The following is a 21,522-nucleotide window of genomic DNA, read 5'->3' on the forward strand; positions in this document are numbered from 1 at the left end:
AAAAGGCATCCACTATGGCGCCACGCGCTGCGGGCACACTGCGGGCACGCGGCGGGTTTAGGGCAATCAGGCAAGGTCCCGCAGGGCTGCAAAGAGGGGACCCGTGGCGGGGTGATGGGCCTTGGATTTGCTATTTATTTGATAGCTGCTTGCGCTTGTTAAATAAGCGCTAGCGGTCGTTTTTGTTTTGAAATTTGGTGCCCCAGGGGGCTTTGCGCACCACGGCGGCAAGTGAGCGCCGCAGATCGGCAGGGGCGGCGAGGCTTGGCTGCAATGCGCGCCGCCCAAGGCTGCAGACGCAGACGCACGCGGTGCGGTGATATGTGCAGAGGCCTCCTAGTGCCTGCCCAGCTTGCGGTACACCGTGGCGCGGCTGATGCCCAGGGCGCGTGCGGCCTGCGCCACGTTGCCACGGGCGTCTTGCACCGCTTGGTGGATCAGGGCGGCTTCCGTGGCGCGCAGCGGTGTGGGTGCGGCGGCGCTGGGGCGCTGCGCCAGGGCATGCAAGCGCAGCCCTGACCACAGCGGCAAATCCAGCGGCGCAGGGTGGTGGCGCGCTGCTGCATCAAACAGCTGGGCCCAGGGCAGAGCCAGCACATCAGAGCAGTGCATGCGCGTGCCTGGCGGCTGCAAAGGCGTGGGAATCAGCTGGCGGGCGGTGCTGTTGCTGCCGAGCAGGTAGCCGTCCGCATCCAGCAGCACCAGGCCGTCGTTGTCTCCTCCCAGCGGGCTGCCGGGCCAATTCAAGCGCAGGCGCAGGCTGTGGGGGCGCTGCAGCAGCAGGGCGTCCTCCATCGCTCGGGCGGATCGCGCCACCAGGTGCCGCAGTTCAGGTCGCTCGGGCACGTCCACTCCCGTCAAGTCCAGCATGCCCACGCAGTGCCCTTCCGGGTCAAAAAGTGGGGCTCCTGCGCAGCTATAGGCTCCGTTGTCTTCGCAAAAGTGTTCGCCCCGGTGCAGCCAGACGGGGGCCAGCTCGTTCAATGCTGTGCCGATGGCGGTGGTGCCCACGGCGGCTTCGGACAGGTTGACCCCCACCCGGCCGATCAGCCGGGTGCGTGGGTCTTGGCGGTCTACGGCACCTTGCACATCGATCACCACGCCGCGCGCGTTGGTGAGTATGGCGAAGTAGCGCATGCCTGCGATGGCGCGGGTGAGCTGCTCCAGCACCGGGCGCGCTGCATGCACCAGCGCATGGCTCTCATCGGCCAGGTGGCGCAGCGTGGGGCCGGTAATGGGCTCGAACACCACGCGCTGGCCAGGGCTGAGACCGGCCGCCAGGCAGCGCTGCCACGAGCGGGTGATCGACGGCTCCAGCGGTGCCTCGCCGCCCGCGCCCAGCAGCATGCTTTGCCGAGCCCTCTGGATCAGGGCCTGGCGATGGGATGGTGGATCGGAAGCAGCAAGCATCGAAGTCCCCGGAGCAGGGCCTGCGGCGCGCCGGGAGGCGGGGGCGTGCGAGGCTGGGTGGCAAGGGCGTTCCATGCTGGGCTGGTGTGCAGTGCAGCATGTTTCATTTTGAGAATATCCCGTGCGGCGCTGGGCGCTTCTAGGGTTGTCCCTAGGGAGGCGGGGGCAGGTGCGTTTCAAGATGCTGTGTGCGAATCCAGCCAACACCCCTCCAGGAGACAGCCAGATGCAAGTGCAGTTCACCGTCAATGGCCGTGCGGCCAGCGTAGATGTGCCTCCCAACACCCTGCTGGTCCATGCGCTGCGAGAGCACCTGCTGCTCACTGGCACCCATGTAGGTTGCGACACCAGCCAGTGCGGTGCGTGCACCGTGCACGTCAATGGCCAAGCCGTCAAATCCTGCGCCATGCTGGCGGTGCAGGCTCAGGGGGCCGAGGTGACCACCATCGAAGGCATGGCCGCCCCCGACGGCACGATGCACCCCATGCAGGCCGCGTTCAAGGAGTGCCACGGACTGCAGTGCGGCTTCTGCACCCCCGGCATGGTGATGAGCGCGGTGGACCTGTGCAAGAGCCACCCCAACGCCAGCGAGGGCGAGATCCGCGAGCTGCTCGAAGGCAACATTTGCCGCTGCACGGGCTACCAGAACATCGTTCGCGCGGTGCAAGTCGGCCAAAAGGCCATGGCATCTGCTTAACCAGGAAAAAGGAGAACGACCATGGGTGCATCCGACTTTTCCAAGCTGCCGCACATCGGCGAATCGCTCAAGCGCAAGGAAGACTACCGCTTCCTGACCGGCGCGGGCCAGTACACCGACGACGTGGTGCTGGCCGCACAAAGCCACGCCGTGTTTGTGCGCTCGCCGCACGCACACGCCAGGATCAACAGCATCAATGTGGACGCTGCCAAGGCCGCGCCCGGCGTGCTGGGCGTGTTCACTGGTGCCGACGTGGCGGCCGACAACATCAACGGCCTGCCTTGCGGCTGGCTCATCACCAGCACCGATGGCCAGCCCATGAAGGAGCCGCCACACCCCATCCTGGCCCAGGGCAAGGTGCGCTACGTGGGCGACCACGTGGCCATCGTCGTGGCCCTCACGCAGCAGCAGGCGCGCGATGCCGCCGAGCTGGTGGAGGTGGACTACGACATGCTGCCCGCCGTGGTCAGCGTGGCCGACGCGGCAGCAGGCACCGTGGCGGGCGCAGGCTTGCACGATGCCGCGCCCGACAACCACTGCTACAAGTGGGCCATTGGCGACAAGGGCGCGGTGGACGCTGCATTTGCCAACGCCGCCCATGTGACCAAGCTCGACCTGGTCAATAACCGCCTCATCCCTAACGCGATGGAACCGCGTGCCGCCATTGGCTCGTACAGCCGCGCTAACGACGAATACACGCTGTACGTCAGCAACCAAAACCCACACGTCGAGCGGCTCTTGATGACGGCCTTCGTGATGGGGCTGCCCGAGCACAAGGTGCGCGTGATTGCGCCCGACGTGGGCGGCGGCTTTGGCTCCAAGATATTTCTGTATGCCGAGGACGTGTGCCTGACCTGGGCGGCCAAGAAGCTCAACCGCAACATCAAGTGGGTGGCCGACCGCAGCGAGTCGTTCGTGTCGGACGCGCATGGCCGCGACCATGTAAGCCATGCCGAAATGGCGATGGACAAAGACGGCAAATTTTTGGCCATGCGCGTGCACACCGACGCCAACATGGGCGCCTACCTCAGCACCTTTGCCAGCGCCGTGCCCACCATCCTGTACGCCACGCTGCTGGCCGGGCAATACACCACGCCGCAGATCTACGTGGAGGTCGATGCCTGGTTCACCAACACCGCGCCGGTCGATGCCTACCGCGGCGCTGGGCGGCCCGAGGCCACCTACCTGCTGGAGCGGCTGGTGTCGCGCTGCGGCTGGGAGATGAACCTTCCGCAAGACGAAATCCGCAAGCGCAACTTCATCACCAGCTGGCCCTACCAGACGCCTGTGGCGCTGCAGTACGACGTGGGCGACTACCACGCCTGCATGACGCAGGCGCAGCAACTGGCCGACGTGGCGGGCTTTGCGGCGCGCAAGGCGGCCAGCGAGGCCAAAGGTTTGAAGCGTGGCATCGGCTACAGCAGCTACATCGAAGCCTGCGGCATTGCGCCATCCAACATCGCCGGGGCGCTGGGTGCGCGGGCGGGCCTGTTCGAGTGCGGCGAGGTGCGCGTGCACCCCACCGGCAGCGTGACGGTGTTCACCGGCTCGCACAGCCACGGCCAGGGGCACGAGACCACCTTTGCGCAGGTGGTGGCCGCGCGCCTGGGCATCCCGGTGGAGAACGTGGACATCGTGCACGGCGACACGGGCCGCGTGCCGTTTGGCATGGGCACCTACGGCTCGCGCTCCATCAGCGTGGGTGGCGCGGCCATCATGAAGGCGCTGGACAAGATCGAGGCCAAGGCCAAGAAAATCGCCGCGCATTTGATGGAGGCCAGCGACGCCGACATCGACTTCAGCGGCGGCGAGTTCACCGTGCGCGGCACGGACAAGAAGATCCCGTTCGGTCAGGTGGCGCTCACGGCCTATGTGCCGCACAACTACCCGCTCGACAAGCTGGAGCCGGGGCTGAACGAAACCGCGTTCTACGACCCGACCAACTTCACCTTCCCCGCAGGCACCTACATCTGCGAGGTGGAGGTGGACCCGGCCACGGGCGCCACGCGGGTGGACAAGTTCACCGCCGTGGACGACTTCGGCACCATCATCAACCCCATGATCGTGGAGGGCCAGGTGCACGGCGGCCTGGTGCAGGGCATCGGCCAGGCGCTGATGGAGAACTGCGTGTACGACCGCGAGACGGGCCAGTTGCTCACCGGCAGCTTCATGGACTACGCCATGCCGCGCGCCGACGACTTCCCCGAGTTCAAGCTGGGCCATGTGTGCACGCCGTGCACGCACAACCCGCTGGGCACCAAGGGCTGCGGCGAGGCGGGGGCCATTGGCTCCCCACCGGCGGTGATCAACGCGGTGCTCGATGCGCTGCACCCGCTGGGTGTCAAAGAGTTCGACATGCCCGCATCGCCACACCGCGTGTGGGAAGCGATTCAGAACGCCAAGGCTTGAGGAGAACCAGCATGTACGCATTCACCTTTGAAAATCCCTCCTCCACCGCAGCCGCTGCACAGCTCATCGCCCAGGGCGGCAAGCTGCTGGCCGGTGGCCAAAGCCTGCTTCCGTCGATGCGCCTGCGCCTGGCCAATCCAGAGAAGATCGTTGACCTCAACAGCATCCCCGAGCTGGCGGGCATCCGCCGCGAGGGCAATGCGCTGGTCATTGGCGCCATGACGCGCCACATGGACGTGGCCAACAGCGCTGATGTGAAGGCTGCGATTCCCGCATTGGCCGATCTGGCCGCGCACATTGGCGACCGCCAGGTGCGGGCACGCGGCACGCTGGGTGGATCGGTGGCCAACAACGACCCTGCCGCCTGCTACCCCAGCGCGGTGCTGGGCTTGGGCGCCACGGTCATCACCAATCAGCGCGAGATTGCGGCCGATGATTTCTTTGTGGGCATGTACACCACGGCGCTGGAAGAGGGCGAGATCATCACCGCCATCCGCTTCCCGATCCCGAAGCGTGCGGCCTACCTCAAGTTCAAGCAGGCAGCATCGCGCTTCTCGCTGGTGGGGGTGTTTGTGGCGCAGACCGACGGCGGCGTGCGGTTGGCCATCACCGGTGCGGCCACCAGCGTGTTTCGCCACGCCGGGCTGGAGGCCGCGCTCAGCCAGAGCTTCACCCCACAAGCCGCCGCTGCCGTTCAGATTGACGCCAGCGATCTGAACAGCGACATCCACGCGAGTGCCGCCTACCGCGCCAACCTCATCAGCGTGCAAACCCAGCGGGCGGTGGAGAAATTGATGGCAACCCCCTGAGTCGCTTCGCGCCTTCCCCCTTCTCTCGAATGGCGATGCCATTCGGGAAGGGGGACACCGCCAGCGCGGCGGGGCGGCTCTTGCGCGGCGGTCACTGATTTGGTCCGCGCCAGTTTCTACGGCCTGCTTGCTCTATTAAAGTTTGAGTGAAATTGGCCTCTAGCGCTTATCTATCAAGCGCAAGCAGCTATCAAAAGAGAAGCAATGAGTTCACCAGCCTCTGTTGATGCCCTGGTACAAGCCCTGCAAAGCGTGGGCTACTTTGCCGACCGGCGGCTGGCCACGGCCGTGTTTCTTGCGCTCAAGCTGCAGCGCCCGCTGCTGCTGGAGGGTGAACCCGGTGTGGGCAAGACCGCGCTGGCCAAAGCCCTCTCGGAAGTGCTGGCGCGCAGCCTGATCCGCCTGCAGTGCTACGACGGCTTGGAGCAGCGCGAGGCGCTGTACGAATGGAACTACGCCGCCCAATTGCTACACATGCGTGCCGCCGAAGGCAAAGGCAGTGCCGACATGGCGCAGGTGGAGCGCGAGGTCTATCAAGACCGCTACCTGATTCGCCGCCCCTTGCTGCAAGCGCTGCAGGCGCCCGCGCCGGGCGCCGTGCTGTTGATCGACGAGGTGGATCGTGCCGACGAGCCCTTCGAAGCCTTCCTGCTCGAATACTTGGGCGAGTACCAGATCAGCATCCCCGAGATCGGTACCGTGCGCGCCACGGCCACGCCGGTGACCATTCTCACCAGCAATCGCACGCGCGACCTGCACGACGCCGTCAAGCGCCGCTGCCTGTACCACTGGCTGGACTACCCCGAGCGCGAGCGCGAACTGGCCATCGTGCGTGCGCAGGTGCCGGGCGCCAGCGCGGCGCTGGCCCAGCAGGTGGCCGATTTTGTGGGCCGCCTGCGCAGCCAGCCGTTTGCCAACGCCTTCCAGCGCGCGCCCGGCATTGCCGAGAGCGTGGAGTGGGCCAAGGCGCTGGTGGCGCTCGACACCATCGTGGTGGACCCGGAGGTGGTGTCCGACACCGCAGGCATCTTGTTCAAGCAGCGCGAGGACGTGGCGGCGCTCACACGAGACATGGCGGCGCAACTGCTGCAGCCTGCCGACACTGATGCATGAAGGCGCAGCCGTGGCAGAGGGCAAGACGATCTCCCAGCTGGGCGATGCCCGCACGGGCAAGCTCGCCGACAACCTGAGCGGTTTTGGCCGCACCCTGCGCCGCGCCGGTGTGCGGGTGGACGCCGCCCGCATGGCGCTGGCCCAGCAGGCCGTGATGCTGGTGGGGCTGCAGCGCGAGGATTTTTGCGCCGCGCTGGAGGCCGTGCTGCTCAGCCGCGAGCAGGACCGTCTGGTCTTCCGCGAGCTGTTCGACGCCTACTTTCGAAACCCCGACATTGCGCAGAAACTGTTGGCGCAGATGCTGCCCAGCGCCGAGTCCAAGGCCGAGCCCGCCAAGCGCCGCCCGCGCGTGAGCGAGGCGCTGGCCCCGGTGCGTGCTGCCCGCAATGCATCGCCGCCTCGCGAAGAAGACAAGGTGGACTTCGACGCCGCCATGACGGCCAGCGACCTGCAGCGCCTGCGGCAGGCCGATTTCAACCAGCTCTCCGCCAGCGAATACTTGCTGGTGGAGCGCCTGGCCCGCGAGGTGCCTTTGCCCCTGCCGCACTACGCGGCCCGCCGCACCCGGCCCGGTGCACGGGGCCACCGCCCGCACTGGCCGGGGGCCATGCACCTCGCGGCGCGCAGCGGTGGCGAGGTGCTGCGTGTGCCCCTGCTGCAGCGGCGCCAGCAACCCCTGCCGCTGCTGGTGCTGGTGGATGTGTCGGGTTCCATGGAGCGCTATGCGCGGCTGCTGCTGGCCTTCTTGCATGCCGCTACCGCGCCGCGCAACTTGGGCCCAAGTGTTCGACGCGATGTGTTCGCATTCGGCACGGGGCTGACGGACCTCACGCCTGCGTTCCGCCTGGCCGATACGGACGCCATGCTGCAGGTGGCCAGCCATGCCATCACCGACTTTGCAGGCGGCACGCGCATGGGCGACAGCCTGGCGCAGTTGCGGCAGCAGCACGCCCGACGCCTCGTGGGGCGGCGCACGCTGGTGCTGCTGATCAGCGATGGGCTGGACACTGGCGAGCCCGAGGTGCTGGCGCAGGAGCTGGGCTGGTTGCGTCGCCACGGTGGCCGCCTGCTTTGGCTCAACCCCCTGCTGCGCTTCGAGGGCTATGCCCCCACGGCGCGGGGTGCCAGCGAGCTGCATCGCCAGGCCCATGGCATGGTGGCGGTGCACAACCTGGGCCGTCTGCAGGACCTTGCGGCGAGCCTGGCTGCTGCGCTGCGGCAATAACCGATCAATGACCGATTTCAGAACAACCCGCCCAAAAGCCAAGAGGAAACCACCATGGAAATGCAAGCCAGCCGCACCCTTGCCGTCAGCCAGCAGCAGGCTTGGGATGCCCTCAATGACCCTGAGGTTCTCAAACTATGCATCCCCGGTTGCGACAAGGTAGAGGCCAGCGGCGAGAATCAGTACGCCGTGGCCATGGCGCTCAAGATTGGGCCCGTGTCTGCCAAGTTCGCAGGCAAGATCACCCTGGCAGACATCGTGCCACCCGAGAGCTACACCATTGCCTTCGATGGCTCGGGCGGCGTGGCCGGATTTGGCAAAGGCCAAGCGCAGGTCAAGCTGGTGTCCTTGCCTGCAGATGCCGCTGGGCAGTCCAGCTGTGAGCTGCACTACACCGTGCATGCCACGGTGGGCGGCAAGATTGCCCAGCTGGGTCAGCGGCTGATCGATGGTGCCGCCAAGACCATGGCGGAAGATTTTTTCAAACGGTTCGACAACGAAATGCAACGCCGCTACCCCCGAGACGCCGCCGACACCCAGATCCAGGACACCCTGTTGCAAGACACCGTGATGCTGGAAGCCCCCACCCAGCCCGATGCGCTGCAGGCCCTGCCTGCAGCGGCAGCCTCCAACAACCCCAGTGTTTTCCCCCCTTGGGTGTGGGTGGCCATTGGCGCGGGGGGGATGGCGGCACTTGTCTGGCTGACCAAGTGAGCGATCGGTGTTGCCAAGTGCGTGGATGACGGAGGCCGTATGGAAAACCTGGATGTGATGGTGCTGCGCACTTTGCTGGGCTGGCGCGTGGCCGGGCAGCGCGCCATGCTGGCCACGGTGGTGCGCACTTGGGGTTCTTCCCCCAGGCCGGTGGGTTCCATCATGGCGTTGTGCGAGACCGGGGCGGTGGTGGGTTCCGTGTCTGGCGGGTGCATTGAGGACGACCTGATCGACCGCCACACCCGCGCCTATGCGCAGCCCGCCGGGGCCGACCGGGGCTTGCCCCACACCATCCCCAGCGGCCCGCCCACGTTCGTCAAATACGGCATCACCGCCGACGAAGCGCACCGCTTTGGCCTGCCCTGTGGGGGCACGCTGGAGCTGCTGCTGGAATACGACCCCCAGCCCCAAAGCCTGGCCCAGCTGGTGGCACAGCTGGAGCAGGGCCAGCTGGTGCAGCGCACTGTGCAGCTGGCCGATGGGGCGGTGAGCCTGCAGCCTGCCGCTGCTCCCGCCGAGCTGACGGTGGACGCGCAGCAGCTCACCAACACCTTTGGCCCTGAGTACCGCATGCTGCTCATCGGTGCAGGGCAATTGGCGGAGTACCTGGCCACCATGGCGCTGTTCAACGGTTTTGCCGTGACGGTGTGCGACCCGCGTGAGGAATACCGGGGCAGCTGGAATGTGCCGGGCGCCAAGGTGGTGAACGACATGCCCGACGACGTGGTGACGGCTTTCAAGCCCGATCGGCGCAGTTGCGTGGTGGCCCTCACGCACGACCCCAAGTTGGACGACCTGGCCTTGCTGGAGGCCTTGGCCTCTGAGGCGTTTTACATCGGCGGCATTGGCTCGCGGCGCAACAACGAGGCGCGCCGCGCCCGCATGATGGAGCACTTTGGGCAGACAGAGGCGTCACTGCAGCGCTTGCGGGGCCCTATCGGGGTGTACATCGGCAGCAAGACGCCGCCCGAGATCGCAGTGAGCGTAATGGCCGAAATTTTGGCCGTCAAGAACGGGGTGGCCTTGCCCCGCGACATGGCCGTGGCTCAGGCCAAGAACGAGCGCGAAGTGCTGCAGAGCGATGCAGGCGCGCTGGTGTGCGGGGTGCGGACGCTGTAACGCTTGCCTGCTGTCGTGCTCAGCTGGACATCACCACGGGCCCGCCCTTGGCGATGGCACGCTGGTAGGCTGGGCGGGCTTGCATGCGCTGCTGGTAGGCCAGCAGGTGCGGGCGGGGTTTGCCCGGCTTGGCCCGTGAAAGGGCTGCCTCGACCGCAAAGCTCATCTGAAAATCAGCCATGGTGAGGTGCTGGCCTGCAAACCAGGGGTGCTGTGCCAGATGGTCCTCCATGAAGTCGAGGGCTGTGTCCACATTCGGGTCCACCAGTTTTTGTTGCACGGTGCCGCACAGCGCTTTGGCGATGGGGCGTACAAAAAAGGGCATGGGCTGTTTGGGAATGCTCATGAACACCAGCTTCATCACCAGCCAGTTCATCAGTGACCCTTCTGCGTAGTGCATCCAAAAGCGGCACTGGCGGTACTCGGGCGTACCCAGTGCCGGTTGCAGGGTGGGTATGGCGTGTGGAGCCTGGGCTGCGTAGGTCTCCACCAAATATTCAATGATGGCCCCGGACTCTGCCACCACCGTATCCCCATCGGTGATCACCGGGGACTTGCCCAAGGGGTGGATTTTCTTGAGTTCCGGGGGCGCCAGCTTGGTGTGCGGGTCACGCTGGTACACCTTTAGTTCGTAGGGGAGCCCCAGCTCCTCCAAAAGCCACAAGATGCGCTGCGAGCGCGAGGTTTCGAGGTGGTGAACGGTGATCATGGTGCGCGTATTGGAACAGCTTTGCCCGCTTTGTCCACGCGCCCTTGATCCTGTGGGTGACAGCGGGTTGGCGCTAGGGATGTCCCGCATAACTCCCTGTGGTCTGTGATAGCGCGGCCTCGGGCAGTCCACTGCGTTGCTTTTCTTGCCAATAGCCCGGCTATTGGCTGCCAAAAGACGCCTTGCGGCCTATCCCGATCCGCACTACCACCGACTCGCGAGGGTGATGCAGGACATCCCTTCGCTGTGTTTCAGGCGCTTGCGCCAAGGCGGGTGCGCAGTTGGCCCCAGCCTGTGAGGCAGGCGGGTGCTGCATTGGCCGCTGCAGCGTCTTCCAGGGCGCGGGCGGTCAGGCTGTCTTCGGGACGGCCCAAGGTCAGCAGCACGGTGGCCAGGCTGTGGGCCAGCCTGCGCAAGGCAGGCCAGTCCTGCGCTTGTGCAGCCGCGTCCCCCGTGTGCACATCGGCGGCAAATTGCTTGAGGCAGGCGGCACGGTAGGTGGTGAACAGCTGGGCATCGCCCCCAAAGTGGGTGGTGATGGCCAGCTTTTCTGCTGGCGTGCAAGGCGCGCTGGACCCCTCTGCATCGATGGGTGCTGGCGCTGGGGGAAAGGTCGCTGGAGCGGATTCTGAGGCCAAGGCGTCTGCAGCAGCCTGGGTTGCCAGCGCATCGAGCACGCAGTTTTCCAGCTCTTGCACCGCAATGGGTTTCGACAACACGCGCCAGAGGTTCAAGTCCTCCAGCTGGTCCTTAACGGCAGGCGTCAGGCCTGCGCTGAACACCGCCACCCGCGTATCACGCCCCAGCAGTGGGTCTGCCGCCATGCGCTTCACCAGCGAAATGCCAGATTCGCCTGGGAGCATCAAGTCGGTGATGACCAGCTTTACATCGCGTTGCTGCAGCAGCGTGACAGCGGCAGGCACGGTGGTGCAGGTCAGTAACTCAATGGGCAACTGGTCCAGTGCCATCTCAACAAAGCGAGTGATGGAGGAGTCGTCCTCCACCAGCAAAACGCAGGGGGCGGCGGGGTGGCTCATGCGGCTTTGGCTGGCAGGGTTTGCGCCAAGGCTGCCGGCAACTCTGCGACCAGTTGCGGCTTGTGGATGACGGTCACGCCTTGCAAGGCAAAGGCGTAAGGCTCTCGCTGTTGCTCGTCCAGCGAGGTCACCACGATCAGGCGGCTGCGTGCAAATTGAGGGTGCGAGCGCAGGGTGGTGATCAGGGTGGCGCCGTCAATGCCGGGCAACAGGATGTCCACGATCAGCACATCGGGTTGAATCTGGCCGTACATGGCCAGCCCCGTGATGCCATCGTTGGCCGTGTGCAGCACGGCGCCAGGAAAGTGCTGGTTGACGAGCAGCGTCACCAGGTTCTGGAAGTGGATGGAGTCCTCGATCAGCAGAATTTGGGCACTGCCGCGTGTTCGGGCGGGTAGGGCACTGGGACTGCTTCCATTGGCCGCGTGTGCCGTTGCTTGCGTTGCAGCAGCAGCTTTGCCACTAGCGCCTGTACGGGCATTGATCCACTGTTCAACCGAGGCCCGCGAAATGCGCCGGTGACCGCCTGGGGTCTTCCAGGCTTCCAGTTCATTGCGGTCCACCATCAGCTGCACCGAGCGCACCGCCAAGCCCAGCATGCTGGCGACTTCCAGGGTGGTGTAGTGATCCTGTACCAACGAAGGTGGTGGAGTTTTTTCAGATTTCATGAGTTGCGCATTTTCCTCTTTTTTTTATCGCTTTAAAAGGATTTGCATTTGATACAAATGATTGATATGATTGCTTCACGTTAGGATTAAACCCTGGCGGCAACCGGCTTCGCTGTGGAGCAGATTGTTAAAACATTCGCAAGAGCATGCCATGAAAAAAATTCTGATCGTTGAAGACCATGCCGACATTCGCAAACTGTTGAAGATGACGCTGGAATTCGATGATTTCGAAATCCATGAAGCATCGACCGGTGATGCGGGTTTGGCCTTGAGTCGGGAGATCTGTCCTGACATCGTGCTGCTGGACATCATGATGCCCGGCACCTTGAATGGGCTGGATGTATGCCGCCAAATCAAAGCCGACCAAGCCACCCGCTTCACCAAAGTGATTTTGTTGACAGCGCGTGTGCAGGCCGGTGACCGCGAGGCGGGCATGGAGGCCGGCGCGGATGACTACCTGATGAAGCCTTTTAGCACCTTGCAGGTGCTGGAAACCATCTACCGCATAGAGGCCGCAGCATGATTTGGATCACTGCCTGCGTGTTAAGTGCAACCAGCGTGGCCTGGTTGCGCGCCCGGCTTCGCCGGGTCCCTGTCGATCGGGGCTGAGTGCCGTTTGCTCCTCATCATTTCCTTTCTCTTTTGAGAGCGATTGCCATGCGGTTTTTATCGTTGCTTCGTTGCACAGCGGTTGCTGGTGGCTTGTTGGCGGCTGTGGCAGTCCACGCGCAGACGGTACTTGAGAGGGTGAGTGCAAGTGGCGTGGTGCGGGTGTGCATCTGGCCTGAGTACTACGGCGTTACCTACCGCCATGCGCGCACGCAGGAGTTGGGGGGCGTGGACATTGAGTTGGCTGCCCAGCTTGCGTCCGACCTGAAAGTGCGCGTGGAGTACGTGGATTCATCTTTTCCCACGCTGGTGGCGGACCTCACTGCAGATCGCTGCGACGTGGCCATGTTTGCAATTGGGGTGACTGAGCAGCGCGCCGAGAAGCTGCGCTTCACCCAGCCGTACTTGCGCAGTGACATCTACGGCATCACCACCAAGAGCAACCAAGTCATTCGGCAGTGGGCTGACATTGACAAACCCGGGGTGCTGGTGGCAGTGCAGGCAGGCACTTTCATGGAGCCCGTCATGGAGCAGCGCCTCAAGCACGCGCAGCTGGTGCGGGTGAAGCTGCCAGCGACCCGCGAGCGCGAGCTGGTGGCTGGCCGGGTGGATGTGTTCATGACGGACTATCCGTACAGTCGGCGTTTGCTGGACAACGCAGACTGGGCCCGCCTGATCACCTCGCCCACCCCCTTTTCGGTGATTCCCTATGCCTACGCGGTCAAGCCGGGTGACGCCAAGTGGCTCGCCTCGGTCGACGATTTTGTGGCCCGCATCAAACGCGATGGGCGGCTGGAGCGTGCGGCGGGTAACCATGGCCTGGGGCCGATCGTGGTGCGATAAGCATGGCCCGCACACCCGCACCTGCCAGCACTTCTGCCACCGCGCAGGGGCGTTGGTCAAAGGCCAGTACCTTGGTGCTGGTGGGTGGTGCCTTGGCTGCGCTCGGCGCGTTGCTGGCAGTGGTCTTGCTGGCGGTGAATGACTTTCGCAGCACGATTGCCGCAAACCAAGCCCACGCGGCATTGCTGGCCCGGGTGCTGGAAGACCAAGCCACGCGCACGCTGGAGTCGGGTGAGATGGCGCTGGGTGCTTTGTCGGCATCCCCTGGCTTGCGAGCCTCTGCACCGGACGCTGAGCGCATGCAGGCTGCGCTGAACCAGGCGCTGTTGGGTTTGCCCTTTTTGCGGGCGATTGCCGTGACGGACGTGCATGGCAATGTAGTGACCAGCACCAATGGCAGCGAAGCGGGCATCCGCATCAATATGGACCAGCTCGGGCCGCGAGGCCCCGTGGGGAGCAGCAGCATTGGGCCGTTGATCATGGGCCGTGGGTTGGCTGCCATACGTGCCACAGGGGCCGCGCAAGAGGTGCCCAAAGGCTTGGCCTTCATTCCACTGCTGCAGTCTTTTGTGACCGAGGCTGGCCGGCCCCTGGTGCTGGTGGGTTTGGCCAATCCGGATGCGTTCTCCAACTTCCAGTACCTGACGCTGGAGACCGAAAGCTATGACTCCGTCATCACCACTTACCGGGGCAGCGTGCTGGCAGGGTCTCGGGAAGGTGCACGCCTGGTGGGTTCCAGCGTGGGCAGCATCCCGGTGTTTACCCATTTTCTGCCTGCGCGCGAGCATGCTTCCTACATCGGCAAGGGCGCCTTGGGCGAGCGGCAAATCCTGGCGTTTCGCACCTCGGTTACCAAGCCGCTGGTGGTGATTGTGGAGGAGTCGTACAGGCATGCCGCCTGGAATTGGTTTCACAGTGCCAGTGCATTGCTGGGGGTGGGCGGCGTACTGGTGCTGCTGGTGGTGGGGCTTACTTTTGCTATTTGGCGAACGGTGCGGCTGCGTGAGTCTGCCCGCCTGGCCGCAGACCGTGCGCAGCAGCGCATTGCCCAGAGCGAGCGTGAACTGAGCGTGCTGATGCGCAGCGTGCAAGAGCTGATCTTCCGCACTGACGTGCATGGGGTCATCACCTACGTCAATGCCCATTGGCTTGCTTTCAGTGGCAGCCCTGCCGAGCAGGCCATTGGCAAGCGCTTGCAGGACATCGTAGACCCCGCCAGTCGCAGTGCCGTCACGGCCGCCTTGGACCCGCTGGCCGCTGCGGGGGTGCGAAACTGCCAAGCCATGGTCCGCCTGGGTGACGGGCGTGAGTTGCAGTTCGACGTGGCCCTGGTGGCCTTGCAGGCCGATGGGCGTTTTGTCGGTTTTGCAGGAAGCGCTGTCAATGTCACCGAGCGATGGGCCGCCCAGCGACGCTTACAGGAGCAGATTGCTTTTCAGAACGTGCTGCTGGACACCAACCCCTTGCCCATTGCGGTCACCCAGGCCGACGGCGTGGTAGTACAGGTCAATCGTGCCTGGGAAGAGTACAAAGGGCTGGAGCGGGCCATGGTGGTGGGGCGGCGTCTCACGGGCTTTTTGCCTGCAGACGAGGCCCAGGTGGAGCTGCAGTACAACCAGCAGCTTTTGGCTTCAGGGGGGAAAACGTTCTACGAAACCAAGGTGCTGCATGGCAATGGCGCGCGGCGTGAAACACGGGTCATCAAGGCAGCAGTCCCTGACGTGCAGAGCAAAGCGTCGGGAGTTCTCACCATTTTTGTGGATGTGAGCGAATTTCGCCAAGCTGAACGGGCCACCGAGGAAGCGCGGCACGCGGCCGAAGAGGCGTCGCGGGCCAAGTCTGAGTTCGTCGCCAACATGAGCCATGAATTGCGCACCCCATTGCAATCGATCCTGGGGTTTGCCGAACTGGGGGCTCTGAGGGGCCGTGCAGAGCCGCGCCTGGCGGGCATGTTTGAAGACATTCACTCGGCCGGGCAGCGCATGCTGGCCTTGGTCAATGATTTGCTGGAAGTCTCCAAGCTTGAAAGCACGGTGGGAACCTTCCATTTGGAACGCATTGACCTGCGGGGGCTGGTGCGTCCGGTGGTGCAGGAGTTAGAGCCTTTGCTCACCCGCAACCAGCAGGCTATGCATGTGAAAATGTCCGATCTGCCCTTGGTGGCCAAGGTGGACCCTTTGCGGTTGCAGCAGGTCATCCGCAACGTGGTGGCCAACGCCATTAAGTTTTCGCCGCAAGGCTCTGCGATTACGCTCCTTGGGCAGGTCGACTCTCAGGGGCAGGTGCACCTGGAAGTGCGTGACGAAGGCCCCGGGGTGCCCGAGGCAGAGCTGGAGACGATTTTTGAGGCCTTCGTTCAGTCCAGCAAAACCAAGGATGGCTCGGGCGGTACGGGCTTGGGCCTGGCCATTTGCCGAAAAATCATCGAAGCTATGGGTGGGCAGATATTTGCCCGTAATTTGTCACCCAAAGGTGCTTCATTCCATATCGTCTTGCCAGCTCGCGGGTTCTCCGAGACGCAGCCAGCCCCACTGTGACGGTGGTTGCGCATCGGCCATGAAAAAAGCCAACCGAGCGGTTGGCTTTTTTATTCTGACGCCCTGAGAGGGCGTCGCCGCAGGCTTTAGCCGCCCTTTTTGGAGCGCTTGCCAGGGTTCTTCTTGCTGCGGGTTGCAACACCGCGCTCCAGGCTCACGCGTTGGCCACGGCCGGGGGTGGCCAGCGAGTAGCCGGGCACGGGCGTGGGGCGAGGGGTGCGCTTACGGTCTGCTTCGGTAACGATCTTGTTGCCCATGGAAGGTCTCTGGAAAAATGGTGGAAAACAGATATTAGGCCATAGGTCGCGGGCCACCACCAAAAAAAGGTTGTCGCACGCGTGCTTCAGTGCCTTTGAGTAGCGCTATTTGAAGTCTTCGGTGAGTGGTTCGGATAGACGCGCTGTGCTATGCAATCTGCAGCCGAGCAAGTACGCGCGCCGCACCAGATGCCTGCGCTTGCAGCACCAGCCCTTCGCCCGACTGGGTATTGGCCTGAACCAAATCCTGCAGGACGAACATATGGGTCACCCACACCTCGAACCGTCCAGTGCGCTGCGAAGCCAAATGCAGTGCATCGCGCAGTTCGCGCAAGTGGCTGGCACCGGTGGTTTCCGGCGCCCCATGGGGCGAGCCCAAGGCGCTCCAGATCTCGGGTGGCCTGAAGGCCAGTGCAGCAGTGTCGATGCACCGGCACCAAGGGCTGGATTTGACTTGCGCTGGCTGCAACTGGCGCTGCGTAAACCAGTCACCCATGCGCCGGGCCTGCGATCGCCCCGCCTCGCTCAGGTTGCGCTGGGTGCCGCAGTCGTCCAGGCGGAACTGCGGTGGATCGAAGGTGCCAGGCGCAGTGGCGTGCCGAAATGCCATCACCACGCCGCCTGCCCGCAACAGGGCCTGCACATCGCCGTCGGCCCAAGCGGGGAGGACTCCCATGCCCAGGCCTGCCGCCAGCAAAGTACGCCGGGAGGGCCGATGGAGCATGGGACTCAGGATCATCACATGCCAGGCTCAAAGGCAAACCCATTGCCCGAAGCGGCCACCTTGCCAAAAGCCGGGAACGGGAAGTGGAATCCGCCCACCAGTGCCTTGCTCGCGGTCACCCGCGCAAAAACTTCGCGGCGTACCTTGCGGGCCGCTTCGGCATCCATGTCAAAGGTCACTGCCCAATCGGGGTTGCGGGCGAAGAGGGCAGGCACGTTGGTCAGGTCGGCCAGGTAAAAGAAGTTCTGGCCGGCAGATGCCACTTCAAACAACGTGTGCCCAGGGGTGTGACCGTAGGCCGCCACAGAACGGACTCCCGGCAGCACCTCGCTGCCCGCAGCGAACTGCACCAGCATGTCCGGCGCCATGCCGTTGAATGTGCGGCGTGCATTTTCGAAAGCCCCTTTTTGCCCAGCGGGGGCCGCGGCCATGCGGGCGTCGTCCATCCAGAACGCGTATTCAGCCGCAGGCACCATCACCTTGGCCTTGGGAAACGCCAGCTCACCTGCCTTGTTGCGCAGACCGTTGATATGGTCACCATGGAAGTGACTGATCAGCACCGTGTCGATGTCAGAGGCCGGTACGCCCGCTGCGCGCAGGTTCTCCAGCAACTTGCCTGCGTTAGGGCCGCCAAAATCGCCCAGCCCGGTGTCGATCAGCACTTTGTGACCCCCCACGATCACCACAAAAGGCGTGAAGGGCACGTCGATGTAGTCGGTGGGCAGGCCCTGTGCCGACAGCAGGGCGCGCACTTCGGCCAAGGGGGCATTTTTGACAAACTCTTCACCCAGCGGGCGCCGTGCAATGCCGTCGATTACGGCAATCACTTCGGCATCGCCCAGTTTGGTGCGGCGAAAGCCCGGCGAGGGCAGTGCGGGGGTACCCAAGTTCGGCGCGTTTTGGGCCCACACAGGCACAAACGAGCCAGCGGCGTAGGCGCATGCGCCCAGGCCAGCACCCAGAAATTGGCGGCGTTTCAGCATCGATACTCTCCAGTCATTTAAAAACCGTTAAGTTTCGAACTGTAGCTTTGGGCCGCAGGGCCTGCTGCGCCGATGCTTTGTCCCTTGCCCTCAAGGGGGTTTGCGGGGGGGATTACGACAGGTCAAACGCGCTGCGCAGGGCTTGGCAAAACGATGGGCTGCCGCTGACGGACAGGGTGAGGGTGATGCGGGGCGCACCTGGGGCTCCGGCCCTGCGTTCAATGGCGCCTGTAGCGGCGTTGAATTGCAGCGCCAACGGTGCAACGGTTTCCTCGCTGCCTTGCAGGTCGTAGTCCCAGTCGCCTCCGTCTTCCAAGGGAGCCGGGCCTTGCGGGAACTGCTGTTGGCACCACGTCAGCACCTGGGCCACCTCGGATTGCAATGCCGGCCATTGCTGGGGACTGACACTGGCCATCGCGTCGAAGGTGCCGGCGCCTTCATAGTCTTCGCTGTAGTCAAAATCAAGGTAGCTGAGTGTCATGGTCGGTGGGGTGCAATGGTGGCTGGAACGGGCGCTTAGGGCAGGCATTGTGCGGCTTGTCGCGGCGGTGGCGTAGCACAATGCGCCACCCAAGCCCCGGCTCTCGCCACCTTCATCTGCTTGTCACCATGCCATCCGCCAGCCCTTTGTTGTCCATCGACGATCTGTATTTCAGTCATCCCAATGCCCCTGTTTTTTCAGGCTTCCAAGCCCGGATTGGGGCCGGTCTGGTGCTGGTGTGCGGGGACGAAAGCACGGGCAAGACCACCTTGCTGCGCTTGCTGGCGGGAGAGCTGACGCCCCAGCAAGGGCTCCTTACGCTGCATGGCATCAGCGCAGGGCCGTCCCCTGAGGCGTATCGCGCCCAGGTGTTCCATGCCGACCCACGTTCAGAGGCCCTCGACCCCCAGACCGCACAGGCCTGGCTGGACGCCCAGGCCCGGCGCTACCCTGGCTGGGATGCTGAAGCCCTGGCGCTGCACATCCAGGGCTTTGCGCTGGCAGAGCACCTGGACAAAACCTTTTACGCCCTGTCCACCGGCACCCGCCGCAAGGTCTGCATGGCCGCAGCCCTGGCCAGCCAGGCGCTGCTGACCCTGATCGACGAGCCTATTGCCGGGTTGGACAAGCCCTCGGTGGCCTATTTGGCCCAGGCCCTGGGCCGCAGTTGCCAGGGCGCCGAGCGCGCCGTGGTGGTGGCCCACTACGCGCCTTTGCCTGGGGTGCGGTGGACACAGTTGCTGGAGCTGCCCCCGCGCCAATGATCTGTAGGTCACGTCGCCGCCCGCAATGCCCCCGCACTGCAGGGCCGGGTGCGCGGGCCTACACTCTGAGCCTGTTTACGATCCCGCAAAGACCGGTGCGCGGCCCCTGGGAGATCGTGGGCAGACCCTTCCTGGAGATGCACAGCATGGATGCCCTGCTTTTTGTCCCGGTGGCGATCGCCATCTCTCTCACGCCCGGCCCCAACAACTTTTGCGGCTTGAACAACGGCATCCGCGCCGGGGTGGGCGCTGCGTTGATTGCGACGCTGGGGCGTGTGGCCGCATTTGCGATTTTTCTGACCGTGTCTGCGGTGGGCCTGGGCGCCATGCTGCTGGCATCTGAAACCGCCTTCTCGGTCGTGAAATGGGTGGGCGCTTGTTACCTGTTCTGGCTGGGTTGGCGCGCCTGGCGCAGTCGCGAATTTGGCGGCTTGCGAATGCTGGACAACGGTGAGGTGGCGCCAGCCCAGGCCCCGGTGCAGATCAAGGCGCTGATCTCCCAGGAGTTTTTGCTGGGCATCACCAACCCCAAGGCCATCGTGCTGTTTGCGGCCATCTTCCCGCAATTCATCGACCCATCGCGGCCCGCAGCGTCCCAGTTTCTGGTACTGGGCTCCATCTATCTGATGTCTGAATTTGTCTCGACGGCGGTGTATGCCACCGGCGGGCGCCAGATTCGCCGCTTCATCCGCACCTCGCGTGGGGTGGTGCGTTTGAACAAGGCCACAGGCGGCTTCTTCATGGGGGCGGGTGGCCTGCTGCTGGCCTCTCAGCGCTGAAGCCTGCATGCTTCAGCGCTTGTATGCGGGGCCTTCGTAAAGCCTTGGTAAATCCAGCCCCCTGCCGGGGGCAAATTGGAGTGCGTGGCTACCATACGGCTCCGGTTTTCACTTTGCTGCGCCTTCATGCCTGCCCAATCATTCCTTCGCCGTTTCCCTTCTGCTGCGCTCCAAACCGGTCGCGCCCTGTGGTGGTTTGTGTTGCTGGTCTTGCTCGCACTGGCCGGTGCGGGCGGCTGGTGGTGGAAGCAGCAGCAAGCCCCTGCTGCCGCTGGTACCCCCGCTGCAGGCGCGGCACGGGCACCGGGGCGGTTCAGCGGGGCAGGGGGGGCGCAGCCCGTGTCGGTGGGCGTGGTGCAGCGCCAGGATGTGCGCGTCATGGTCAGCGCTATTGGTACCCTGAGCGCCCGCGCCACCGCTGTGGTGCGCGCCAAGGCCAGTGGCGAGCTGCTGTCCATCAAGTTCAAGGAAGGTGACGAGGTCAAAGCCGGGCAACTGATGGCCGAGATCGACCCCCGCAGCTACCAGGCCACGCTGACCCAGGTGCAGGGCAACTTGCAACGCGACCAGGCCCAGCTCAAGAACGCACAACTCGATTTGCAGCGCTACCAGGACCTGCTGGCCAAAGACTCGATCGCCAGCCAGCAGGTAGACACCCAAAAAGCCCTGGTGCGCCAGCTCGAAGGCACCGTCGCGGCCGACCAGGCCCAGGTGGATGCGGCCAAGCTGCAGCTGAGCTACACCCGCATCACCGCGCCCATCGGTGGGCGGTTGGGCCTGCGCCAGGCCGACCGGGGCAACGTGGTCGGCCCGTCAGACGCTACGGGCATCGTCACCATCACCCAGGTGCGTCCGATTGATGCGGTGTTTTCGGTGCCCGAGGCCCAACTGGTCGCCATCAACCAACGCTTGGCCAGCGGCGCCAGCCTGCCGGTGGAGCTGTGGGACCGTGACCAAAAGCAACGCCTGGCGCGTGGCCGCCTGGGCGCGGTAGACAACGCCATCGACGCCACCACCGGCACCATCAAGGCCAAGGCGGCTTTTGACAACGAAGAGGGCCTGCTCTTCCCCAACCAGTTCGTCAACGTGAAGCTGCAGGTCAACCTGCTCAAAGACGTGCTTACGGTGCCCAGCACGGCGGTGCAAAACAACTACGTGTACCTGGTGCGCCCCGACGGCACCGTGACGCAGCGGCGTATCCGCGTGGGTGTGGCCGATGGCGACCGCGTGAGCGTAGAGGGCGAGCTGCAAGACGGTGAGCAGGTGGTGACCGATGGCATTGACCGCCTGCGCGAAGGCGCCAAGGTGGCCGTGATTGATGCCGCCGTGGCCACCCGTGCCGACGCCGCTGCGCAGGACGCGGGCGCCCGGCGCGCCGCGCTGATGGCCAGCCTGACCCCGCAGGAGCGTGAGCAGGTTGCGAAGATGTCGCAGGAAGAACGCCGCGCCTTCTTCCGTAACCGGCGTGCACAGGCCCCAGCGGGCCCGCAAGGGGCGGCCAGCGGAGCTGCGGCCCCTGCACCGGCTGCGCCGGCTACCGGGGCATCCCGCGCCAGTGCTCCGGCCTCGGCGGCTACGGCCCCGGCCTCGGCTGCCTCGCGCTGACCGGTCGCGCGCCTTCCCTCACCGCGCTGC

General features: G+C 64.5%; 21 protein-coding genes. 13 read left to right on the top strand and 8 right to left on the bottom strand.

Annotation, left to right across the window (positions count from 1 at the left end):
• Window positions 1–336: 336 nt before the first annotated feature.
• The gene (locus C8C98_RS16165) at window positions 337–1,410 is read right to left on the bottom strand and encodes a sigma-54-dependent Fis family transcriptional regulator (protein WP_121455114.1); all 1,074 of its coding nucleotides are present in this window, start codon (window positions 1,408–1,410) and stop codon (window positions 337–339) included.
• Window positions 1,411–1,636: 226 nt separating this feature from the next.
• Between C8C98_RS16165 and C8C98_RS16170 the strand changes: the two genes are divergently transcribed.
• The 7 genes from C8C98_RS16170 to C8C98_RS16205 all read left to right on the top strand — a co-directional run bounded on the left by C8C98_RS16170 (window position 1,637) and on the right by C8C98_RS16205 (window position 9,496).
• Window positions 1,637–2,107: a (2Fe-2S)-binding protein gene (locus tag C8C98_RS16170; RefSeq protein WP_121455115.1), complete on the top strand. Its 471-nt coding sequence runs from the start codon at window positions 1,637–1,639 to the stop codon at window positions 2,105–2,107.
• Between the two features lie 21 nt (window positions 2,108–2,128).
• A complete protein-coding gene (locus C8C98_RS16175; RefSeq protein WP_121455116.1) occupies window positions 2,129–4,516 on the top strand; it encodes a xanthine dehydrogenase family protein molybdopterin-binding subunit in 2,388 nt (795 codons plus the stop codon).
• 11 nt (window positions 4,517–4,527) lie between these two features.
• Window positions 4,528–5,325 carry a xanthine dehydrogenase family protein subunit M gene (locus tag C8C98_RS16180; protein ID WP_121455117.1) on the top strand — a complete coding sequence of 266 codons (798 nt, stop codon included), beginning with the start codon at window positions 4,528–4,530 and terminating at the stop codon, window positions 5,323–5,325.
• A gap of 204 nt (window positions 5,326–5,529) precedes the next feature.
• Window positions 5,530–6,438, top strand: a complete 909-nt coding sequence (locus C8C98_RS16190; protein WP_121455118.1) for a MoxR family ATPase — start codon at window positions 5,530–5,532, stop codon at window positions 6,436–6,438.
• On the top strand, window positions 6,431–7,663 hold the full coding sequence (locus C8C98_RS16195) for a VWA domain-containing protein (RefSeq protein WP_121455119.1): 1,233 nt from the start codon (window positions 6,431–6,433) through the stop codon (window positions 7,661–7,663). Before C8C98_RS16190 ends, C8C98_RS16195 begins: the two co-directional genes overlap by 8 nt.
• A gap of 54 nt (window positions 7,664–7,717) precedes the next feature.
• A complete protein-coding gene (locus C8C98_RS16200) occupies window positions 7,718–8,377 on the top strand; it encodes a CoxG family protein (protein ID WP_121455120.1) in 660 nt (219 codons plus the stop codon).
• A gap of 39 nt (window positions 8,378–8,416) precedes the next feature.
• Entirely contained in the window at window positions 8,417–9,496 is a 1,080-nt protein-coding gene (locus C8C98_RS16205; protein ID WP_121455121.1) for an XdhC family protein, read from the top strand.
• Between the two features lie 19 nt (window positions 9,497–9,515).
• On the opposite strand, the gene C8C98_RS16210 is transcribed toward C8C98_RS16205, so the two are convergent.
• From C8C98_RS16210 to C8C98_RS16220, 3 genes are all read right to left on the bottom strand, one after another.
• Complete coding sequence (locus C8C98_RS16210) at window positions 9,516–10,205, bottom strand: glutathione S-transferase family protein (protein ID WP_121455122.1); 690 nt, start codon at window positions 10,203–10,205, stop codon at window positions 9,516–9,518.
• Window positions 10,206–10,456: 251 nt separating this feature from the next.
• Entirely contained in the window at window positions 10,457–11,242 is a 786-nt protein-coding gene (locus tag C8C98_RS16215) for a two-component system response regulator (RefSeq protein ID WP_121455123.1), read from the bottom strand.
• On the bottom strand, window positions 11,239–11,910 hold the full coding sequence (locus C8C98_RS16220) for a response regulator (RefSeq protein ID WP_121455124.1): 672 nt from the start codon (window positions 11,908–11,910) through the stop codon (window positions 11,239–11,241). The genes C8C98_RS16215 and C8C98_RS16220 overlap by 4 nt, the downstream gene beginning before the upstream one ends.
• A gap of 151 nt (window positions 11,911–12,061) precedes the next feature.
• Here C8C98_RS16220 and C8C98_RS16225 point away from each other — a divergent pair, with 151 nt between their 5' ends.
• From C8C98_RS16225 to C8C98_RS16235, 3 genes are all read left to right on the top strand, one after another.
• A complete protein-coding gene (locus C8C98_RS16225) occupies window positions 12,062–12,433 on the top strand; it encodes a response regulator transcription factor (RefSeq protein ID WP_121455125.1) in 372 nt (123 codons plus the stop codon).
• Window positions 12,434–12,567: 134 nt separating this feature from the next.
• Window positions 12,568–13,362, top strand: a complete 795-nt coding sequence (locus tag C8C98_RS16230; protein ID WP_121455126.1) for an ABC transporter substrate-binding protein — start codon at window positions 12,568–12,570, stop codon at window positions 13,360–13,362.
• A gap of 2 nt (window positions 13,363–13,364) precedes the next feature.
• Window positions 13,365–15,899, top strand: coding sequence for an ATP-binding protein (locus tag C8C98_RS16235; protein WP_121455127.1), 2,535 nt, complete (start codon window positions 13,365–13,367; stop codon window positions 15,897–15,899).
• Between the two features lie 86 nt (window positions 15,900–15,985).
• Here C8C98_RS16235 and C8C98_RS21925 read toward each other — a convergent pair whose 3' ends face one another.
• The 4 genes from C8C98_RS21925 to C8C98_RS16250 form a co-directional block, all read right to left on the bottom strand.
• Window positions 15,986–16,156, bottom strand: a complete 171-nt coding sequence (locus C8C98_RS21925; RefSeq protein WP_199726604.1) for a hypothetical protein — start codon at window positions 16,154–16,156, stop codon at window positions 15,986–15,988.
• Between the two features lie 148 nt (window positions 16,157–16,304).
• Window positions 16,305–16,880: a histidine phosphatase family protein gene (locus C8C98_RS16240; RefSeq protein WP_233574571.1), complete on the bottom strand. Its 576-nt coding sequence runs from the start codon at window positions 16,878–16,880 to the stop codon at window positions 16,305–16,307.
• 14 nt (window positions 16,881–16,894) lie between these two features.
• A complete protein-coding gene (locus C8C98_RS16245) occupies window positions 16,895–17,863 on the bottom strand; it encodes an MBL fold metallo-hydrolase (RefSeq protein ID WP_121455129.1) in 969 nt (322 codons plus the stop codon).
• A gap of 112 nt (window positions 17,864–17,975) precedes the next feature.
• Window positions 17,976–18,344 carry a hypothetical protein gene (locus C8C98_RS16250; protein WP_121455130.1) on the bottom strand — a complete coding sequence of 123 codons (369 nt, stop codon included), beginning with the start codon at window positions 18,342–18,344 and terminating at the stop codon, window positions 17,976–17,978.
• A gap of 128 nt (window positions 18,345–18,472) precedes the next feature.
• Between C8C98_RS16250 and C8C98_RS16255 the strand changes: the two genes are divergently transcribed.
• From C8C98_RS16255 to C8C98_RS16265, 3 genes are all read left to right on the top strand, one after another.
• The gene (locus C8C98_RS16255; protein WP_121455131.1) at window positions 18,473–19,108 is read left to right on the top strand and encodes an ATP-binding cassette domain-containing protein; all 636 of its coding nucleotides are present in this window, start codon (window positions 18,473–18,475) and stop codon (window positions 19,106–19,108) included.
• A gap of 146 nt (window positions 19,109–19,254) precedes the next feature.
• Entirely contained in the window at window positions 19,255–19,887 is a 633-nt protein-coding gene (locus C8C98_RS16260) for a LysE family translocator (RefSeq protein WP_121456320.1), read from the top strand.
• A 126-nt stretch (window positions 19,888–20,013) separates the two neighbouring features.
• Window positions 20,014–21,492, top strand: coding sequence for an MdtA/MuxA family multidrug efflux RND transporter periplasmic adaptor subunit (locus C8C98_RS16265; RefSeq protein ID WP_121455132.1), 1,479 nt, complete (start codon window positions 20,014–20,016; stop codon window positions 21,490–21,492).
• Window positions 21,493–21,522 lie beyond the last annotated feature (30 nt).

The sequence above is a fragment of the Acidovorax sp. 106 genome (assembly GCF_003663825.1).
Classification (GTDB): Bacteria; Pseudomonadota; Gammaproteobacteria; order Burkholderiales; family Burkholderiaceae_C; genus Acidovorax.